The following is a 17998-nucleotide window of genomic DNA, read 5'->3' on the forward strand; positions in this document are numbered from 1 at the left end:
CGCCGGGCGCATCCGGTCCCCGACGGGCCCCGATGGTCCCACGGCGCCGATCACCACAACGAGCGGATTCCTCCCGTCAGGCCCTCGGCCCCGGCCGGACGATCGGCTCGGGACCGGCGCCCCGTCGGCTCGCCTCCGCACGGCCCGGGCGCCGGCCCCGGGCACGCGGGGCCACGGCAGCGGCCACCGCCGCCAGGGCGACGGCCGCGAGGACGGTGAGGGCGAGGAGGCCCGCCTCGATGCCGGCGCCGCTGTCGGGTGGAGCGGGGCGCGTGGTGAGGACGAGCGCCGGGGTGGCAGCGGCGACGGGGCCGACGGTGCCGTGGCCGTACTGATGGCCAGGGCCACGGGAGGCGGCGGCTTCCCGGTCTTCGGCCGGCTGGTCGACGGTCAGGTCCGGGCGGCAGCCGAGGATAACAACGGCGGCGGCCGAGCCCGGGTCGGCCGCCGCCCGGGGGCGGGGCGGCGGCGTGGTCACGCGAGGGTGCCGAACCGTTCGGCCGGGATGTCCTGCGGCAGCAGCAGGCTGAGTTCGTCCAGGTCCACCACGTCGACCCGGGACAGCCGGCCCGCCTGCCGGGTGACCATCGCTTCGAGCACCTGCCGGGCGAACCGGCCGTTGCCGAAGGAGCGGTCGCGCGGGACGGTGCCGAACAGGGTGCCGAGTGCGGCCAGGGTCTCCGGGGTGCAGGTGTAGCCGGCGGTCTCGGCCCGCGCCCGGACGATGGCGACGAGTTCCTCGTCCGCGTAGTGCTCGAAGGTGACCTCCCGGGAGAACCGGGAGGCCAGGCCGGGGTTGGAGGCGAGGAAGCCGCGCATCTCCTCCCGGTAGCCGGCCACGATCACCACGACCTCGTCGCGGTGGTCCTCCATCAGCTTCACCAGGGTGTCCACCGCCTCCTGCCCGAAGTCCCCGCCGCTGCCGTCGCGGGGCGTCAGGGTGTACGCCTCGTCGATGAACAGCACGCCGCCCCGGGCGCGTTCGAAGGCGTCCCGGGTGAGGTGGGCGGTGTGGCCGAGGTAGCGGCCGACCAGGTCGGCGCGGGCGGTCTCGACCAGCCGGCCGGAGGGCAGCACGCCGAGTTCGGCGAGGAGTTCGCCGTACAGCCGGGCGACGGTGGTCTTGCCGGTGCCGGGCGGGCCCGAGAACACCAGGTGGTGGCCGAGGGGGGCGGCGGGCAGCCCGGCCTCGACCCGGCGCCGGGACTGGCGGGTCAGGTTGACCAGGTCCTCGACCTGCTCCTTGGCGGCGGCGAGGCCGACCATGGCGCGCAGCCGGTCGAGCAGGCCGGGCTCCCCGGCCCGCCCCTCGCCGGCGGCGGCCGGGGAGAACTCCTCGCCGACGTCGGCGGGCAGCAGCCGGGTGAGCGCCGCGTTGTCGAAGTGCTCCAGTTCGGCGAGCCGGGAGGCCTGCCGGTCGACCATCTCCTCGAACACCTTGCGGGCGGCCCGGCCGTTGCCGAACTCCGCGCCCTTGGGCATCCGGTCGAAGTGCGCGGCGAGCACCTCCCGGGTGCCCTCGGCGAGCTCGTAGCCGTGTCCGCCGGCGGCCTGCTCGACGATCGTGGCGAGCTCGTCGGCGCGGTAGTTCCGGAACTCGACGGTGCGGCTGAACCGGGAGGCCAGGCCGGGGTTGGAGGCCAGGAACCCGCGGATCCCGGCCTCGTACCCGGCGACGATCACCACCAGGTCGTCGCGGTGGTCCTCCATCAGCTTCACCAGAGTGTCGACGGCCTCCCGGCCGAAGTCCGGGCCGGCCGCGCCGGAGCCGGCCGACAGGGTGTAGGCCTCGTCGACGAACAGCACCCCGCCGAGGGCCTCCCTGACCACCTCGGTGGTCTTCAGGGCCGTCCCGCCGACGACCGGGGCGACCAGGTCGGCCCGGGCGACCTCGACCAGGTGGCCGCTGCGCAGCACGCCGAGTTCGGCGAGGATCGCCCCGTAGAGCCGGGCGACGGTGGTCTTGCCGGTGCCGGGCGGGCCGGCGAAGACGAGGTGCCGGCTCATCGGCAGGGCGGGCAGCCCGGCCTGCTCGCGGCGGCGGGTCAGCTTGCCGAGGTTGACCAGGGTGGCGACCTGCTCCTTGACGCCCTCCAGCCCGACCAGGGCCCGGAGGACGGCCTGCGGGCCGACGGCCTCCTCCGCGGGGGCTTCCGTACCGTCGCCGGCGGCGTCCGCAGCGACGGTGGTGGCGGCCGCCGTGCCGTGGGCGTCCGGCGAGCGGTTGTCCCGGCTGTCGAGGTTCTCCACCACGAGGCGGTCGGTCGGCGCGGTCTGCCACAGCCCGGCGCCCTGGTTCCCGGCGGCCGTGCAGTCGGTGAGCCGGACGGGCTCCGCGGACTCGGAGCGCAGCCCGTCCACGGTGTTGTCGCCGAGCCGACAGGAGGTCAGGGTGGCCCGGGAGCCGGGCAGCAGGTGCAGCCCGTGCCGCCGGTTGGTCCCCAACCGGGCGCGGGTGGCGGCCAGTTCGCCGCCGCGTTCGACGCTGGCGCCGTCGAGGGCGTTGCCGGTGCACTCGACGTCGCGCAGGATGGCGACGCCCCCGGCGCCGACCGAGATCCCGCAGGACCCGCTGCCGCGCACCAGGCCGCCGCCGAGGTGGGTGTGGGCTCCGTCGGCGATCCGCACCCCGTGCCGTCCGGCGTCGACGACGGTGACGTCCTCCAGCCGGCCGCGCCCGTCGCCCAGCACCTCGATCCCGTGGCGGCCGGCGGCGGTGACGGTGCCGCGGCGCAGCAGCGGGTCGGCGCCGTCGCGCACCACGATGCCGACGCCGGCCGCGCGGCGGACCTCCAGGCGGTCGAACTCGGCGGCGCTCCCGCCGGTGAGTTCGACACCGTCGGTCCCGGCGTCGCGCACCACCGTCCGCAGCAGGCTGGGCCCGGCCGACCCTCCGACGTGGACGCCGACCCCGGCGGGGGCGGTGACCTCGCAGTCCTCTAGGGTGCCCCGGGCCCGGCCCGCGATGTGCAGACCGTACCCCTGGGGGCGGACGGCGCGGCAGCGGCGCAGCAGCGGGTCGGTGCCGTCGGTGAGGACGTAGCCGTGGCCGCGCACGGCGGTGACGGTGCAGTCCTCCAGCACGACCCGGGCGGCGGAGCCGACGAAGACGCCGAGCGCGCTGTCCCGGATCGCGGTGCGCAGCAGGCGCGTGCTGCTCCGCTCCTCCAGGGCGACGGCGGGCTTGTCGGTGCCGGAGATCTCGCAGTCCTCGACAACGCCGCGCGCCTCGCCGTTGGCGCACAGGCCGTTGCCGCGCGCGTCGCGCAGCACGCAGCGCCGGACGGTCGGGTCGGCCCGCTCGCCGATGACCACGGCCGAGGTGCCCAGGTGCTCGACGACGCTGTCCTCGATCACGCTGGAGCCGGTGGAGGTCTCCACCAGCCCGGCGCCGGCCGGGTTGGTGACCCGGCTGCCGCACATGGCGAGTTCGCCCGGCCCGCGGGTGAGCACGGCGGTCCAGGCGTTGCCGATCACCTCGCAGTCCCGCACGGTGAGGCGGCCGCGCGGGACGTCGACGGCGGGCAGTTCGTCGTCCTGCCCCTGGAGCACCAGACCGGTCAACCGGACGGCCTCGGTGAGCACCTGGACCACCGAACCGCGCCGGGGGCTGATCCGCACACTCCCCCGGACGTCGGCGGCGGTGATGCTCACCGCCTTGGTGAGCACCAGGTTCTCGTCGTACCGGCCGGGCCGGACCGAGATCACCGCGCCGCCGCCGGCCGCCCGGAGGGCCTCGCCGATCGTCCGGTAGGAGCCGGGTTCCCGCTGCTCCGCGCAGACCGTCAGCACCGGGCGCGACATGCCTGGGGTTCCCTTCGTCGTGGGGCGTTGTGGTTCGGTCGCTCGGTGGTTTGGTGACTCAGCGGTTCGGTGGCTCGACGGGTCCGGGCCCCGGTTCGCGCCGGGGTCAGGCCGTGCAGGTGGCGCGGACGGCACTGGCGGCGTGGTGGGCGCCGGTGGAGCCGCCCCAGTCCACGCCGCGGCTGTGCAGCGTGACGGAGATCGGGCCGCGGTAGGCGAACGGCCCGTTGTTCACCCAACTGCCCCGGCTCGCCGTCTGGTTGATGGTGAACGAGCCCACCTGGCCGCCACCGCTCTGCACCGTGTAGGTGCTCGGGTTGCCGCCGACCTGCTTCACGTCGCCGCTGGCCGGGATGTAGACCGACAGGGTGCAGCTGGTGACCTTGTCCACGGTGAAGGTCCAGACGACCGAGTTGCCGTTGTCGTCCTTGTTGGCGTTGCCGGACATCGGCATCGAGGCGTAGGTGCCGTTGCAGCCGTCGCCGCTGTAGCCGCCGGAGTTGTTGCGCCAGCCGCTGCTGCCCTGGTCGAACCAGCCGTTGGTCTTGTACTGGCCGCCGCCCGAGCAGTACGGGCCGGCGATCACGGTGACCGGTGCGGGCGGCTTGGCGGCCGGGGGCGCGGGCTGCTGGGGCGCCGACGGGTTCGGAGCCGGCTTGTTCGGAGCCGGCTGGTTGGGGGCCGGCTGGTTGGGGGCCGGCTGGTTCGGCGCCGGGTTGGCCGCACCGCCGCCGCCCGTGCCACCGGCGGCCGGGCCACCGCCGCCCGAACCACCCGAGGCGGCGGCCGCACCGCCCTGCGCGCGATCGCCCCCACCGCCCGAACTCGCGCCGCCCCCAGCGGGGTTGGCCCCGCCGCCGGGAGGAGCGGCCGCACCGGCACCGCCACCGCCGGCCCCGCCACCAGCGCCGCCGCCGGTGCCGTTCGGGGCCGAGGCCGCCTGGTCGCCCGACGCCGGTGCGGCCGAACCGTCCGGCTGCGGTGCCGCCGAGCCCGACTGCCCGTCGGGCGCGACGCCGCCGGCGGTGCCACCGTGCTCGTCGAAGCCGGGGACGTTGGCGGGCGGGGCGTCGGCCTGGGCCGGTCCGTGCGGGTCGCTGCCGCTGCGCTGGGTCACCATCACGGAGGTGCCGACCAGCACCAGGCCGACGGCGACGGCCGCGGCGATCATCGGACGGGAGACCCGGCCGGTGCGCGGCCCAGGATCCCCCGGACCCACGGGCCCCACGGGGGTCGCCGGGCCGACGGGTGCCGTCGGGCCCTTGGCGGGGGACGGCAGGGGCGCCGGCCCGATACCGGTCCCGGCCGGGGGCCTGGCTCCAACCGTGGGCTTGGGCCCGGACGCGGGCTTCGGTCCGGTTCGCGCCCCGTTCGTCGCGGCGCCCGTGGCCCTGGAACTGACACCGACTCCGGCGCCGACACCGACGCCCGGCTGCACGGGCAGCACCGCCGTCTCGGCGCTCGCGGACCTGGGCCCGGCCTCGGACTTCGGCCCGGGCCGTGCCCCGTTCGTCGCAGCGCCGGTGACCCCGGCACTGACACCGGTACTGGCACCGCCATTGGCGCCGGCGCCCGGCTGCGCAGGCCTCACGGTCGGCGCGGGGCTCGCGGGCTTGGACCCGGCCTCGGCACCCGACGTCGCGGGCGGCACCACCGGCACGGAACTCGCGGGCTTGGACCCGGCGCTGACACCGGCCTCGGCGCCCGACCTCGCGGGCGGCACCGGCGCCGCAGAGCTCACGGGCTTCGACCCGGCGCCGGCCTCGGGACCGGCACCCAGCCGCGCGGGCGGGACCGTCGGCGCGGGGCTCGCGGGCTTGAACCCGGCCTCGGGCTTCGGACCGGTCCGCGCCCCGCTCGTCGCAGCGCCCGTGGCCCCGGCGCTGACGCCGGTACCGGTACTGGCACCAGCGCCGGCGCCCGGCTGCGCGGGCGGCGCCGCCGTCTCCGCGTTCACGGGCGCCTCCAGCGGCTTCCCCTGGTCCGCCTCGGCCGCCAACGCCCAGTTCACCGCCGGGAGCCGGAAGCCGCCCGGCCTCCGCTCCGGCCCGCCGCGCTGCTCCTCGCCCACCATGCATCCCCTGTGCTCGATGACACTCCTGTGGGGAGCTACGGCCCGCACGGCCGAACCGGTTCAGCCGAAATCGGCGCGCCTCAGGCCCGACCGTCCAGACCGGCTCCGCGCCCGTCACCGGCCGGGTCCCGCCCCGCGCCCCTCCCGCCGACCACGTCCCTGTGTTCCGTCCGACGGCCGGCCGCCCGTGCGGGGTTCACCGGGTGGTTCAGAAGGACCAGGAGAGCGGCTCTCCGGTGTACGGGTCCAATCGCTCCTCGATGCGGCGCCGCTCCTCACGCCAGTGGACGAAGTGCGGGGACGGATCGCCCCAGAGGGAGGCGTCGCTGAGCGGACAGCGGTCGAAGCCCTCGGTGAACAGGCGGCGCAGGAACTCCGCCATCCCGCAGTCGTAGAGCTGCCAGTTCGGCGACCCGTGGCGCTCCCACACCAGGACCGGCCACTTGTCGGGGTCGTCGTCGACCGTGAGCCAGCCGAGGATGTCCGCCCCGCAGCTCACCCCCCACGCGATCACCGAGTCCGGCCCGGCCTCGACGCCGGCCGGCCCGCCCTCGGTCGACCAGAGGCTCCGCAGGATGGCGGTCTCCCCGGCCGCGCTGCCGAAGCCCGGGCCCTCGGGCGGTGCCGTGCTCGCCTCGGGGGCCAGGACGCCGAACGCCTCGTCGATTCCACCGGCCCCGTACGTGGCCATGAACGCCACGTAGTCGGCGGGGAACCGGACGCCCCAGGCCTGGCCCACCGCGGCCCAGTCCACCTGCTCGTCGGCGCCGTCGTGCGGCGACATGACGGCTTTCAGCGCGGCGACGGATGCTTCCCCTGCTTCCATGACCCCTCCTGTGGTCCGGCTCCGGGACGCACCGTATCCGGCCCCACCGACAGTCAGTCGGCGGGGCCGGAGCCGACGCCCAGGTCGAGGGCGTAGCGGGAGGGGTCGGCGGGGCGGACGCGGTCGGCGGGGGCGACGGCGTCGCGGCGGGCGAGCCAGGTGCGCAGCCGCTCGGGGCTCGGGCGGACGCCGCCGATCTCGTGGAGCAGGACCCGGGCCGGGCGGCCCTCCTCCGGGTCCGCCGGCTGGACCTCGACCACCTCGAACTCCGCGCCCGGGACGAAGACCACCATGGGCGGGTCGCCCGGCTCGCCGAAGGCCGAGCTGCGGCGGCCGCCGACGGACCAGATGGCGAACTCGATCCCGACGTCCTCCCCCAGGTCCGCCTCGGGCACCGCCAGGGCGGTCACCGGGGCCCGCTCGGTCAGCACCGTGCCCGGGGCGTACGCGGCGAGGTCGCAGGCCTGCGCCGGACCGGCGACCAGCACACCGCCGTAGTACCCGGGCAGCCGCCGCAGGCCGGCGGCCAGGCAGCGCAGGTACGGGCCGTAGCGGCCGGGCTCGCCGGAGCGGGCCGCCGCGAGGAGTTCGGCGCGCGGGGCCAGGGGGCCGGAGTCGCCGGCGTGCAGCAGGAGGGCGACCAGCTCGGGCCCCTGGTCGCCCTCCTCCGCCTGCGCGCGCAGGGCGGGCAGCCGGGTGGCGACGTCCTCGGCCCGCCGAGCCAAGGGCTCGTAGGCGGAGCCGAGTTGGGCGACCAGAGCCTCGCCGTCCCCGGCGGGGGTGGCGGGCTCCGACGGCTCCGGCTCCGGGGACGGTTCCGGGGCCGGGGGCGTCGCAGCGGGCACCTCGGGCTCGGGCTCGGGATCGGCTTCCGGGGCCTCGGCGACCGGCTCCTCCACCTCAGGCCCAGCGAGCAACTCGGGCTCTGCTACCAGGACTTCGGCAACCGACTCCTCCTCATCGGACTCCTCCGCGACCACCTCAGGGGCCAATATTGTTCCCTCATGGGCCTCCCCGGGAGCCTCCGCCGCCAACGCCCCTTCCGAAGTCGGCACCGTGGCGACGGGCTCCGGAGCCGTCACCGGCTCGGAACCGAGCACGGCCACCCGCCCCTCCGCGGCCTCGACCGCCTCCTCGCCGACCCAGTCCAGCCCGTACTGCCGCGCGCAGAACCGCCCCACCGCGGCCGACTCCACGTCCAACACCCCCGCCACCACGAGCGCGAGGCGTACCGGCCCGGCCGGGAGCGAGCCCAGCACCGTACCGAGGTGGTCCCAGACCGCGTCCGGAACCGGGCGGCCCGGCGTGCCCACGACCAGCACGGGCTGGGCCGGGTCCGGCCGACGCAGCCGGGGGCCCCGCTCCGGGGTCGCGGCCGGGCGCAGCCACAGTCCGGCCGCGACCGCCTCCACCTCCCAGCCGGGGAAGGCCGGGTAGCGCGCCGCCCCGAGCACCGAAGGCGGCGCGGGGAGAGCCGGAAAACGCCCCGCCCCAGGGGCCGCGGGCGGGCCGGGGAGAGCGGGAAGCCGCCCCGCTCCGGGCCCCGCGGGCGGGCCGGGGAGAGCCGGGAAACGCCCCGTCCCAGGCCCCACAGCCGGGCCCGGGAAGACCGGGTAGCGCCCCGCGCCGGGCACCGGAGGCAGGCCGGGAAAGGCCGGGAAGCGGCCCGGACCGGGCCCCGCCCCCGGGCCGGGGAGAGCCGGAAAGCGCTCCGCCCCAGACCCCACACCCGGGCCGGGCCCGACGCGCCAGCCGACGGCGGTGACGGTGCGTTCGCGCGGGCGGGCGGACAACTCGATGAGGTACGGTTCCCAGCCCTCGCCCCCGTCCGGCGCCACGTGGACGTGCCGCACGCCGCACCCGGGCGCCCCCGGCAGGCCCGACCTGGCCACCGGCACGCCGATCGCCGCCCGCACCTCCTGCCCGAGCGAGGCCGCCAGCACGGCGGCCGTCTCGATGAGTTCGAGCGGCGCGGCCCACGGCGCACTCAGCGCGAGGTACTCCCGATGGGGCGCCTGCTCCTTCAACAGGGTCGCCGCGCTGGCCAGTTGGGCACCGCTGGGCAGTGACCGGGCGGGCGCGCCGACGATCAGCAGCAGCCGGTCGCGCGGTGCGAAGGCCCGGTCCAGCACGGCGGGGCGGACCGGTCCCACCTCCGCGTCGGTGATCCAGTACGCCCCGCCGGCCAGCGGGGTGATGGTCGCGTCGGCGGGCCAGCGGCCGCCGAGCGGCTCCGCTCCCCCGCCGGGCCGGCAGCGCCACCACGTCCCGTCCACGGCCGGCAGGGTGCCGTCCGGCTCGACGCTGACCACCGTGTCCGGTGCGACGACGGTCAACCCGCTGCGCCGGGCGAGCAGTTCGGCGGGCCGCCGGCCGTCGGGGCCGACCGCGGCCAGTCCGGAGGCGGCCAGCACCAGCACGTCGGCGTCGCGCCCGCGCGCGGCCCGGGCGAGTTCGTCCAGCGAGGCGAGCAGGACGGGCGCCGCGTCCTCGGCGGCGGCGAGCAGCAGCAGCGCCCCCGGCTGGGCGCGTACGGGTGCCAGCGCCTCGGCCAGTCCGTCGGCCTCCGCCCCGGGCGGTGCGATCACGTAGTGCGCGCCGAGCGCCCGCAGCGTCGAGGCGCCGACCGCCTCCGGGGCCTCCACAGCGCCCATCACTCCTCCTCCGCCGGGCCCGTCGTGGCGCCCCGGGTGGTGCGCCGGGTGGGGGTGTCCGGTGCGTCGGGCTCCGCCCGCAACGCATCCGGGACCGGCCTGTTCAGCACGACCGGGTGCGCCCGCACCTGGTCGCGTCGGGACTGCATCCACTTCCTCCCGGGTTCCTCGCGGACGCGCCCGCCGCTTCGCGGACGCACCGCTGCGCGCCCACTACGGTCCTACGGCCCCCGGCACCGGCCCGGTTCAGCGGCCTCCGGACCGGATTGTCGGCCCCCTCTGCCACACTGCCCCCGGACGCACGGATTCGAAGGGGGTCCCTCATGACGGCGCTGTGGATTCCCCCGGTGTACGGGGACACCGGGGCCTCGGTCCGGCTGCTGCGTGCCTACTTCACCCGGCGGCGGGCGAAGGGCGACCACTACTACACGGGCGCCCACTTCGAGCGGCTCGCCGGCGGCGGCGACCGCCCGGAGACGGCGGACGCCTTCACCGCCGACGACCTGCTCGCGATCACCATGCTGAGCGTCTCGGTCGAGCCGCACGGAGCCGTCGAACTGCTCACCGACCCCGACGGGCACTGGGGCCGGCTGCTGTCCGCGATCCCCCGCGACGCCCGACTGGAGGACCCGGCCAGTGCCCCGCTGATCGCCCCCGGCGGGCCGGCCGCCGAGCTGTGGGACCGGCTGGCGAACCCCCGCGCCGCGTACCCGGGCAAGCCGGACGGGGTCGGCCCCGTCGTCGCGGGCAAGCTGCTGGCCCGCAAGCGGCCGCACCTGATACCCGTCTACGACATCCGGGTGAAGGCGCTCTTCCGGCGGCCGAAGGTCGACACCACCTTCTGGTCCGCGCTGGCCGACGCCCTGCGCGCGGACGGCGGGGCGTTCCGCGCCCGGCTGGCGGAGCTCCGCACGGAGGCCGGGATCGGCGAGGACATCGGCGTGCTGCGGGTGCTGGACGTCATCGCCTGGATGCACCAGGGCGAGGCCGGGCAGGCGACGGGCTGACCCCCCGTCCCGCCACCGGGCGGACCTCCGCCGAGCGGGCGCGGGGACCTCCGCCGAGCGGGCGCGGGGACCAACGGCGGCGGGCGCGGGGACCGCCTCCGCGTCAGCAGTTCGTCAGCGGAGTGTCAGCAGCCGTCAATAGCCCGTCAATCCGGAGCCCGGTGCCCCCGGACGGCCCGAAGCTGGACGGACCACGCCTGCACGACCCGCAGGTCGCTCCGGAGGTGAGCCGCATGTCCGTCCTCGCTGCCTTCCATTCCGACGTCCCCGACGCGCGCCGCCACGGCCACGGCCTGCGCGGCGCCTGCGCGCGGGTGCTGGACCGGCTGGCCGCCAGCCCGCTCGACAGCACCGTGCTCGGTGCCCTGGGCGCGCCCCGGCCGGCCGCCCGTCCGGCCGGTCTGCGCGCCCGCTGGCACCCCGTGCCCCGGCCGGACGGCACCACCGCCCTCGAATCCACCTGGCACCCGGACCACTGACCCCGCCCTCCCGCGCCCGGTAGCCGCCGGGCACGGCCGGACGGCCATTCGGCGCAGCGCTCCCCCGCACGGCACGGCCCCCCTCCCGGGTGCGCGCCTATCGTGGGCGAATGACCGATCGTCGGACCGCCGGGCCTGGTACGGCCCGGGTGGGCCACCTCGTCGCCGCCGCCGCGTTCGCCGTCTGCATGGCGGGCACCACGCTGCCCACCCCGCTCTACGGCCTGTACCAGGAGAAGCTCGGCTTCTCCGAGCTGACGGTGACGGTCGTGTTCGCGGTGTACGCCTTCGGTGTCATCGGCGTCCTGCTGCTGATCGGCAACGTCTCGGACTCCGTCGGGCGCCGGCCCGTACTGCTCTGCGGGCTGGTCTGCTCGGCCGCCAGCGCCGTGGTCTTCCTGACCGCGGACAGCGTCGCCCTGCTCTGCCTGGGCCGACTGCTGTCCGGGTTCTCGGCGGGCCTGTTCACCGGCACCGGGACGGCGTACGTGCTGGAGCTCGCCCCGCCCGGGCACCAGGCCCGCGCGGGCTTCGTCGCGACCGCCGCCAACATGGGCGGGCTCGGCTGCGGTCCGCTGCTGTCGGGCCTGCTCTCGCAGTACGCCCCGTACCCGCTGGTGCTGCCGTTCGTCGTGCACCTGGGGCTGCTCGCGGTCTCCTTCGCCCTCACCTGGATGCTCCCGGAGACGGTCGCCGGGGCCCGTCCGCTGCGCACGGCCCGGCCCGACCGGCCGGCGCTGCCGCCGGAGGTCCGCCGGGTGTTCGTGCCGGCCGGGATCGCCGCGTTCGCCGGCTTCTCCCTGCTGGGCCTGTTCACCTCGGTCAGTCCCGCCTTCCTCGCCACCGGTCTGGGCGTCCACAACCGCGCGGTGGTCGGCCTGGTCGTCTTCACGGCCTTCTTCGCCTCCACCCTCGGCCAGCTCCTGGTGCCCCGGCTGGGCACCGCCCGGGCGGTGCCGCTGGGCTGCCTGGTGCTGATCGCCGGGATGGCCCTGCTGGCCGCCTCGCTCGCCTGGGAGAGCCTGCCGCCGCTGGTGCTCAGCGCCCTGGCGGGCGGCGCCGGGCAGGGCATGGGCCTGCGCGGGGCGGTGGGCGAGGTGGCCGCGGCCGCTCCGCCCGAGCACCGCGGCGGCGCCCTCTCGGCGCTGTTCGTGGTCGCCTACTTCGGCATCTCGATCCCGGTCATCGGGGTGGGCCTGCTGACCGGGCCGCTCGGCCTGACGCACGCGGGCCTGGTCTTCGCCGCCTGCATGGCGGTGCTCGCCGCCGCCTCCGGCCTCTACCTGCTGCGCCAGGCGCGCGCCGCGGGCTGACCCTGCGGGCTGACATCGCGAGCCGATCCCGCGCGCCGCCGTGCGCGCCCCCCGCACGCCACCCGCGCGCGCCCGCCGCCGCCCGCCGGTACCCGCTTGCCGCCCCGGCCGGGTACCGATAGACACGAGCCAGACACCCCGCGCACCACCCGGAGGCCTCCGCCATGAGCGTGACGAGTCGGTACCTGGACGCCTGGGAGGGCTTCTGGCGCGACGCGCCCGAGGAACCGGGCGGGGTGATCTGGGACGCGGAGCCGGCCCGCAGCGCCGAACGCCACCTCACGCTGCTCCGCCCGCACCTGGCGGACCCCGCGCTGCCCATCGTCGACCTGGGCTGCGGCAACGGCACCCAGACCCGCTTCCTCGCCGAGCGCTTCCCGCTCGCCCTCGGGGTCGACCTGTCCGCCGCCGCGCTGGACCTCGCCCGGCGCTGCGACCCGGCCGGGCGGGCCGAGTTCACCCGGTTGGACGCCACCGACCCCGAGGCCGTCCGGGCGCTCCACCAGCGCCTCGGCGACGCCAACGTGTACGTGCGCGGGGTGATCCACCAGAGCGAGCCGGCGGACCGCCCACGGGTGGTCGAGGCCGTTCGCATCCTGCTCGGGGACCGCGGCCGGGCCTTCGTGTTCGAGCTCGCCGAGGCGGCCAAGGGCGTGCTGGGCGAGCTCGTCCACGCCCCGGACGGTCCGCCGCCGAAGCTGCGCCCGGTGTTCTCGCACGGGCTCGCCCCCGCCGAGGTCGCCGACGCGGTCTTCCCGGAGCTGTTCCGCACGGCCGGCCTCGACGTCCTCGCCGCCGGCGAACTGCCGCTGGCCACCACGGAGTCGGCCGCCGACGGCTCCCGGATCGAGCTGCCCGCGCACTGGCTGGTCGCCGGGCCGGGCGGTTCCGCGCCGGACTAGGCCCGGACCGCCGACGCCGCCTGCCCCTGCTCCCCCTCGGGCCGGATGCTCAGGTTGCCGCGCAGGACGTTCGCCGGGTCGTACGCCTTCTCCACGGCCGCGGGCCGGGCGTAGTCCGAGACCGAACGGCTCGTCCACCAGCACAAGTTGCTCGACGTCATCACGGTCGACAACATCATCGGCATGGACTACTTCCGTGACTCCCTGCCACGGGCTGCCGAGAGCACGTGGGGCCTGCGCATCCGGGGACCGGACGTCCTCCAGGTCCGCGACCGCCGCGCCCCGGACGCCTCGGCCCGCTTCGCCCTGGACCACCCCGACCTGGTGGCCACCTTCCGGGCCTGCCTGACCCCCACCGCCCTGGACGACCTCAGCAGTACGGGCCGTGAGGCGGTGCCCGTCCTGGCGTCCGAGGGCCTCGTGCTCGTCACCCGGGGCTGGGCGGTGACGCTCCCGCCCCGCATCCGCCACTGGACCGTGCCCGACACAGGAGTTTGATACATGGGATCCTCCACGGCCGAGGAGTCGTCCATACCCCCGGAGTCCGGCCCGCCCGCGACCCCGGCCGCGACCCCGGCCAAGGCCAAGGCCAAGGCCCCGGAATCCGTACCGCTGCGCCGGCACCGGCCGCTGCTGCTGCTGGTCACGGAGCAGACGACCAGCTCGGTGGGGCGTCAGGTCACCGCGCTGGCGCTGCCGCTGCTGGCCATCGCCCACCTGCACGCCGGGCCGCTGGGCGCCTCGGCGCTGATGGCGATGACCTACCTGCCCGGCGTCCTGCTCAGCCCGCTGATCGGCGTGGCCGTCGACCGGGCCCGGCTGCGGCGGATGCTGGTCTCGGTGTCCTGGCTGCAGGTCCCCGCCATCGGCAGCGTGCCGCTCGCCGCCGCGCTGGACGGCCTGACCTGGCCGCACCTGTTCGCCGCGGCCGCCGCCTCCGGGGCGCTGAACTCCGCGCAGGGCGTCGCGCTGCAGTCCTGTCTGCCCCGCGTGGTGCCCCCGGACCGCCTGCTGCCGGCCAACTCCTCGCTCACCGGGGCCCGGACCATCGGCCTGATCGGCGGGCCGGCGCTCGGCGGCATCCTGATCGGCCTGATCGACCCCGCCCCGGCGCTGCTGGTCGAGTGCGCCGCCTACCTCGTCGGCGGGGCCCTGTTCCTCGCGCTGCCGGCCGCGCTGAACCGGTCCGCGCAGGAGGCGGGCAGCGGCGCGCGCTCCCGCCTCGACGCCCTGCGGGAGGGCCTCGCGGTCATCCGGCGCGAGACCCTGCTGCGCCGCCAGGCGCTGGCCGCGGCCGGGCTCAACCTCGGCGGCGGAGCCGGCGGCGGCCTGTTCGTCCTGTACGCCGACCGGGAGCTGCAGCTGCCCCCGTGGCAGCTCGGCACGGTCTACGCCGCGTACGCCGTGGGCATGGGCACCGGCGTGCTGGTCGCGACCTCCGTGACCCGGGCGCTGGGCATGGCCCGGGCCATCCGGCTGTGCGCCGTGGGCGCGGGCGCCGCCCTCTTCCTCATCCCGGCGGCCTCCCTGGGGCTGTCCTTCGCCGTGCTGGTCCTGTACCAGCTGCTGTTCGGACTGATGGCCACCATCTGGTCGATCGCCATGACCACCGGGCGCCAACTCGTCACCCCCGCCCACCTGCTGGGCCGCGTCAACGCCTTCCTCCAGGCCGTGCTGACCGCCACCCTGCCCGTCGGCGCCTTCGTCGGCGGGTGGCTCGCCTCCCGGGTCGGCATCGTGCCGGTGCTGGTCGGCGCGGCGGCCGTCGCCCTCGCGGGCGCGAGCAGTCTCTGGTTCCCGCGCGACATGCTCGCGGAGATCGAGCGGGCGGCGGAGCGGAAGACCGTCCCGGAGACGCCCTGAGGCCCGCCCCGGAGAAGCCCTGAAGACCGCCCCCCGAGGGGCGCCGGGGCCGTCCGGCTACGCCGTCCCGCCGTCCGTCCGCACCTCGGGGCGGCCGGGCTCGGCCCAGAGGGTGTGGAAGCTGCCCGGTCGGTCGGTGCGGCGGTAGGTGTGGGCGCCGAAGAAGTCGCGCTGCCCCTGGATCAGCGCGGCGGGCAGGTGCGGGCTGCGCAGGGTGTCGTAGGAGGCGAGCGCGGCGGAGAAGGCTGGCACCGGGATGCCGTGCTGGGCCGCGCCGGCCACCACCGTGCGCCAGGCCGCCTGGGCGTCCGAGACCTCGGCCGCGAACTCCTCCTCGGCGAGCAGGCTGACCAGGTCGGGGTTGGCCGCGTGGGCGGCACGGATCCGGTCGAGGAACGCGGCGCGGATGATGCACCCGCCGCGCCAGATCCTCGCCACCGCCCCCAGGTCGATGTCCCAGCCGTACTCGGCCGCGGCGTCGCGGATCATCGTCCAGCCCTGGTCGTAGGCGATGACCTTGGACGCGTAGAGGGCCTGCTCGACGTCCCGGGTGAAGCGCTCGGCCTCGTGCGGGCGCAACTCCTGCCGGCCGCCCCCGGGCAGCGGCCGGTAGGCCGCCCGCAGCTCGGCCCGGGCGGAGGCGACCCGGGCGAAGGTGGCCTGGGCGATGGCGGTGACCGGGGAGCCGAGGTCGAGGGCGGTCTGGACGGTCCAGCGTCCGGTGCCCTTCTGCTCCGCGGCGTCCTGGACGACGTCGACGAAGGGCTCGCCGGTGGCGGCGTCGGTGTGGGCGAGCACCTCGGCGGTGATCTCGATCAGGTAGGAGTCGAGCCGCCCCTCGTTCCAGCGCCGGAAGGTCTCGGCGATCTCGGCGGGGGCGTACCCGCCGACCTCCCGCAGCAGGTGGTAGGCCTCGGCGATGAGCTGCATGTCGGCGTACTCGATGCCGTTGTGCACCATCTTCACGAAGTGCCCGGCCCCGTCGGTGCCGATGTGGGTGCAGCACGGGTCGCCGTCCACGTGGGCGCTGATCCGCTCCAGCATCGGGCCGAGCACGGCGTAGGACTCGGCGGAGCCGCCGGGCATCACCGAGGGGCCGTGCAGCGCGCCCTCCTCCCCGCCGGAGACGCCGGTCCCGACGAAGTGGATGCCGCGCTCGCGCAGCGCCCGCTCCCGGCGGCGGGTGTCGGCGAAGTGGGCGTTGCCACCGTCGATGAGCATGTCGCCCGCCTCCAGCAGCGGGGCGAACTCCTCGATGACCTCGTCGGTGGCCCGGCCGGCCTTCACCATGATCAGCAGCCGGCGGGGGCGCTCCAGCGCGGCCACCAGCTCCTGCGGCGACCACGCCGGGACGAACGCGCCCTCGTGGCCGAACTCCTCGACCAGGGACTTGGTCCGGCCCTCGCTCCGGTTGTGCACCGCGACCGTGTAGCCGTTGCGGGCGAAGTTCCGCGCCAGGTTGCGGCCCATCACCGCGAGCCCCGTCACGCCGATCTGTGCCGATGCCTCCATGGCGGGTACGTCCTTCCTCGGGGAGTCCCCCGGCGGGGCTCGCGGGCCTGCGCCGCGGGTTCCCGGGGCGGCCGTGTCCGCCCGCCGACGCGCGCCGCGGACCCGGCCCGGCGCCACGGGCGGTCGGACTATATGCTCACCGGCCGCACCCGCCCGCCGCGCGGGGGACTCCCCCGTTCAGGTGCCCCGACCCGGCGCCCGAACCTTCCGCGACAAGCTCTACCGCACCGCCTCGACCGCTTCCGGCTCGGCCTGCGGCCGGTGCCCGGGCAGCTGCCCGGTCGGCAGGTCCCGGTGGCGGCGGATCGGGGAGCAGTAGAGGAAGAGGGCCGCCGCCGGTACGCCCGCGGTCAGGATCCACAGGGCCGGGCGCAGGCCGAGCCAGGTGCCGAGCGCGCCCCCGAGCAGGGCGCCCAGCGGCATCGTGCCGTAGTTGAGGAACGCGGAGCTCGCCACGAGCCGGCCGAGCACGGCGCTCGGGACGTAGCTCTGGACGAACCCGGACTTGATGACGTTGCCCGCCACGATGCCGATCGCCACCCCGCTGTAGGCGAGGACGATCATCAGCAGGCCCCACCCGGGGCCGGCCAGCGGGATGAGCAGGGCCAGCGCCGGCAGCACCAGCTCGAACACCAGCAGGGCGCGTCCGCTGCCCAGCCTGGCGCTGACCCGACGCACGACGAACGCCCCCAGCACACCGCCGATGCCGCTGACCATCGCGAGGCTGCCGATCTCGCCGGAGGACAGGCCGACCTCACGGACCAGGAAGACGACCATGAGCGACTGGTACCCGGTCAGGGCGAGGTTGGACGCCGCTCCGAAGAGCGCCAGGCTCCGCAGGAAGGGGTCGCCGAAGAGCAGTCCCAGCCCCTCCCGGATCTCCTTGGCCATGGCGCCGCGCGGCCGTTGGACCCGCTCGGGCGCGGACTCCCGGTGCCGGATGGCGACCAGGCAGAGGGTCGCCAGCAGGAAGGTCGTCGTGTTGACGAGCATCCCGTTGGCGGCGCCCGCGAGTTGGATGAGCAGGCCGCCGCAGCCGAGCCCGGCGATCTGCGCCGCGGAGGCGCTGCCCTGGAGCTTGGCGTTGCCCTCGGCCTGGTCCTCCGGTTTCACCAGGTCCGGCAGGTAGGCGGTGTACGCGGTCTGGAAGAACACCGTGGCGGCGCCCGCGAGCAGGGCCACGAGCAGCAGTTGGGTCACCCCCAGCACTCCGGCCCACGCCGCGACCGGGACGCTGGCGAAGAGCGCGAAGCAGATGACGTTGGCCCAGAACATCACCTGCCTGCGCCGCAGCCGGTCCACCCAGACGCCCACCGGAAGGCCGATGACCAGCCACGGCACCCAGGGCGCCGCGCTCAGCAGACTGACCTCGAAGGTGTCGGCGTGCAGAGTCGACACGGCGATCAGCGGAACGGCGAGGACCGTGACCGACTGGCCGAAGCGCCCCGCCGTCTCGCCTAACCAGAGGAGCCGGAAGTCCCGGTGGCGGCGGAGCAAGCCGCCACGTGTGCCGTTGCCCATTGAACGCTCCGATCTGTCGCGGTAGGAAATCCGAACTGCCCGG

At 76.3% G+C, this 17998-nt stretch carries 15 protein-coding genes; 6 read left to right on the top strand and 9 right to left on the bottom strand.

The genetic code is table 11. The features are described from left to right. Positions 1–76: 76 nt before the first annotated feature. From AMK13_RS30465 to AMK13_RS43760, 6 genes are all read right to left on the bottom strand, one after another. Complete coding sequence (locus AMK13_RS30465; RefSeq protein ID WP_074004945.1) at positions 77–478, bottom strand: hypothetical protein; 402 nt, start codon at positions 476–478, stop codon at positions 77–79. Further along, entirely contained in the window at positions 475–3804 is a 3330-nt protein-coding gene (locus AMK13_RS30470; protein ID WP_074004946.1) for a right-handed parallel beta-helix repeat-containing protein, read from the bottom strand. Before AMK13_RS30470 ends, AMK13_RS30465 begins: the two co-directional genes overlap by 4 nt. A gap of 106 nt (positions 3805–3910) precedes the next feature. Then, a complete protein-coding gene (locus AMK13_RS30475) occupies positions 3911–4975 on the bottom strand; it encodes a hypothetical protein (protein WP_074004947.1) in 1065 nt (354 codons plus the stop codon). 1111 nt (positions 4976–6086) lie between these two features. Further along, positions 6087–6704 carry a hypothetical protein gene (locus AMK13_RS30480; protein WP_198959472.1) on the bottom strand — a complete coding sequence of 206 codons (618 nt, stop codon included), beginning with the start codon at positions 6702–6704 and terminating at the stop codon, positions 6087–6089. 53 nt (positions 6705–6757) lie between these two features. Beyond that, positions 6758–9358 carry a hypothetical protein gene (locus AMK13_RS46100; protein ID WP_074004949.1) on the bottom strand — a complete coding sequence of 867 codons (2601 nt, stop codon included), beginning with the start codon at positions 9356–9358 and terminating at the stop codon, positions 6758–6760. Next, on the bottom strand, positions 9358–9507 hold the full coding sequence (locus AMK13_RS43760; RefSeq protein ID WP_158077761.1) for a hypothetical protein: 150 nt from the start codon (positions 9505–9507) through the stop codon (positions 9358–9360). The genes AMK13_RS46100 and AMK13_RS43760 overlap by 1 nt, the downstream gene beginning before the upstream one ends. A gap of 174 nt (positions 9508–9681) precedes the next feature. Here AMK13_RS43760 and AMK13_RS30490 point away from each other — a divergent pair, with 174 nt between their 5' ends. From AMK13_RS30490 to AMK13_RS30505, 4 genes are all read left to right on the top strand, one after another. Beyond that, a complete protein-coding gene (locus AMK13_RS30490) occupies positions 9682–10365 on the top strand; it encodes a DUF6308 family protein (protein ID WP_074004950.1) in 684 nt (227 codons plus the stop codon). Positions 10366–10598: 233 nt separating this feature from the next. Then, entirely contained in the window at positions 10599–10844 is a 246-nt protein-coding gene (locus tag AMK13_RS30495) for a hypothetical protein (protein WP_079272630.1), read from the top strand. A gap of 110 nt (positions 10845–10954) precedes the next feature. Continuing rightward, the gene (locus AMK13_RS30500; protein ID WP_074004952.1) at positions 10955–12157 is read left to right on the top strand and encodes an MFS transporter; all 1203 of its coding nucleotides are present in this window, start codon (positions 10955–10957) and stop codon (positions 12155–12157) included. 164 nt (positions 12158–12321) lie between these two features. Further along, positions 12322–13059 (top strand): class I SAM-dependent methyltransferase, encoded by a 738-nt coding sequence (locus AMK13_RS30505; RefSeq protein WP_074004953.1) that lies wholly within the window; start codon positions 12322–12324, stop codon positions 13057–13059. Here the strand turns inward: AMK13_RS30505 and AMK13_RS43765 are convergent. After that, positions 13056–13220, bottom strand: a complete 165-nt coding sequence (locus AMK13_RS43765) for a hypothetical protein (protein WP_158077762.1) — start codon at positions 13218–13220, stop codon at positions 13056–13058. The genes AMK13_RS30505 and AMK13_RS43765 overlap by 4 nt on opposite strands. 22 nt (positions 13221–13242) lie before the next feature. On the opposite strand from AMK13_RS43765, the gene AMK13_RS42360 reads away from it, so the two are divergent. Together AMK13_RS42360 and AMK13_RS30515 are read left to right on the top strand one after the other, a co-directional pair. Next, positions 13243–13557, top strand: a complete 315-nt coding sequence (locus AMK13_RS42360; protein WP_206745854.1) for a DUF5825 family protein — start codon at positions 13243–13245, stop codon at positions 13555–13557. Positions 13558–13560: 3 nt separating this feature from the next. Further along, positions 13561–14922, top strand: coding sequence for an MFS transporter (locus AMK13_RS30515; RefSeq protein WP_079272618.1), 1362 nt, complete (start codon positions 13561–13563; stop codon positions 14920–14922). Between the two features lie 57 nt (positions 14923–14979). Here the strand turns inward: AMK13_RS30515 and gndA are convergent, their stop codons facing one another. Continuing rightward, positions 14980–16434, bottom strand: coding sequence for an NADP-dependent phosphogluconate dehydrogenase (gene gndA / locus AMK13_RS30520; protein WP_049657393.1), 1455 nt, complete (start codon positions 16432–16434; stop codon positions 14980–14982). A gap of 219 nt (positions 16435–16653) precedes the next feature. After that, positions 16654–17955, bottom strand: coding sequence for an MFS transporter (locus tag AMK13_RS30525; protein ID WP_074004955.1), 1302 nt, complete (start codon positions 17953–17955; stop codon positions 16654–16656). Positions 17956–17998 lie beyond the last annotated feature (43 nt).

The sequence above is a fragment of the Streptomyces sp. CB02056 genome, assembly GCF_001905545.1.
GTDB lineage: Bacteria > Actinomycetota > Actinomycetes > Streptomycetales > Streptomycetaceae > Kitasatospora.

Excerpts from the sequence above, each read along its gene's own strand:
- AMK13_RS30470 (WP_074004946.1), bottom strand. The coding sequence starts at position 3,804 with ATGTCGCGCCCGGTGCTGACGGTCTGCGCGGAGCAGCGGGAACCCGGC.
- AMK13_RS30475 (WP_074004947.1), bottom strand. The coding sequence starts at position 4,975 with ATGATCGCCGCGGCCGTCGCCGTCGGCCTGGTGCTGGTCGGCACCTCC.
- AMK13_RS30480 (WP_198959472.1), bottom strand. The coding sequence starts at position 6,704 with ATGGAAGCAGGGGAAGCATCCGTCGCCGCGCTGAAAGCCGTCATGTCG.
- AMK13_RS46100 (WP_074004949.1), bottom strand. The coding sequence starts at position 9,358 with ATGGGCGCTGTGGAGGCCCCGGAGGCGGTCGGCGCCTCGACGCTGCGG.
- AMK13_RS43760 (WP_158077761.1), bottom strand. The coding sequence starts at position 9,507 with ATGCAGTCCCGACGCGACCAGGTGCGGGCGCACCCGGTCGTGCTGAAC.
- AMK13_RS30490 (WP_074004950.1), top strand. The coding sequence starts at position 9,682 with ATGACGGCGCTGTGGATTCCCCCGGTGTACGGGGACACCGGGGCCTCG.
- AMK13_RS30495 (WP_079272630.1), top strand. The coding sequence starts at position 10,599 with ATGTCCGTCCTCGCTGCCTTCCATTCCGACGTCCCCGACGCGCGCCGC.
- AMK13_RS30500 (WP_074004952.1), top strand. The coding sequence starts at position 10,955 with ATGACCGATCGTCGGACCGCCGGGCCTGGTACGGCCCGGGTGGGCCAC.
- AMK13_RS30505 (WP_074004953.1), top strand. The coding sequence starts at position 12,322 with ATGAGCGTGACGAGTCGGTACCTGGACGCCTGGGAGGGCTTCTGGCGC.
- AMK13_RS43765 (WP_158077762.1), bottom strand. The coding sequence starts at position 13,220 with ATGACGTCGAGCAACTTGTGCTGGTGGACGAGCCGTTCGGTCTCGGAC.
- AMK13_RS42360 (WP_206745854.1), top strand. The coding sequence starts at position 13,243 with ATGGACTACTTCCGTGACTCCCTGCCACGGGCTGCCGAGAGCACGTGG.
- AMK13_RS30515 (WP_079272618.1), top strand. The coding sequence starts at position 13,561 with ATGGGATCCTCCACGGCCGAGGAGTCGTCCATACCCCCGGAGTCCGGC.
- gndA (WP_049657393.1), bottom strand. The coding sequence starts at position 16,434 with ATGGAGGCATCGGCACAGATCGGCGTGACGGGGCTCGCGGTGATGGGC.
- AMK13_RS30525 (WP_074004955.1), bottom strand. The coding sequence starts at position 17,955 with ATGGGCAACGGCACACGTGGCGGCTTGCTCCGCCGCCACCGGGACTTC.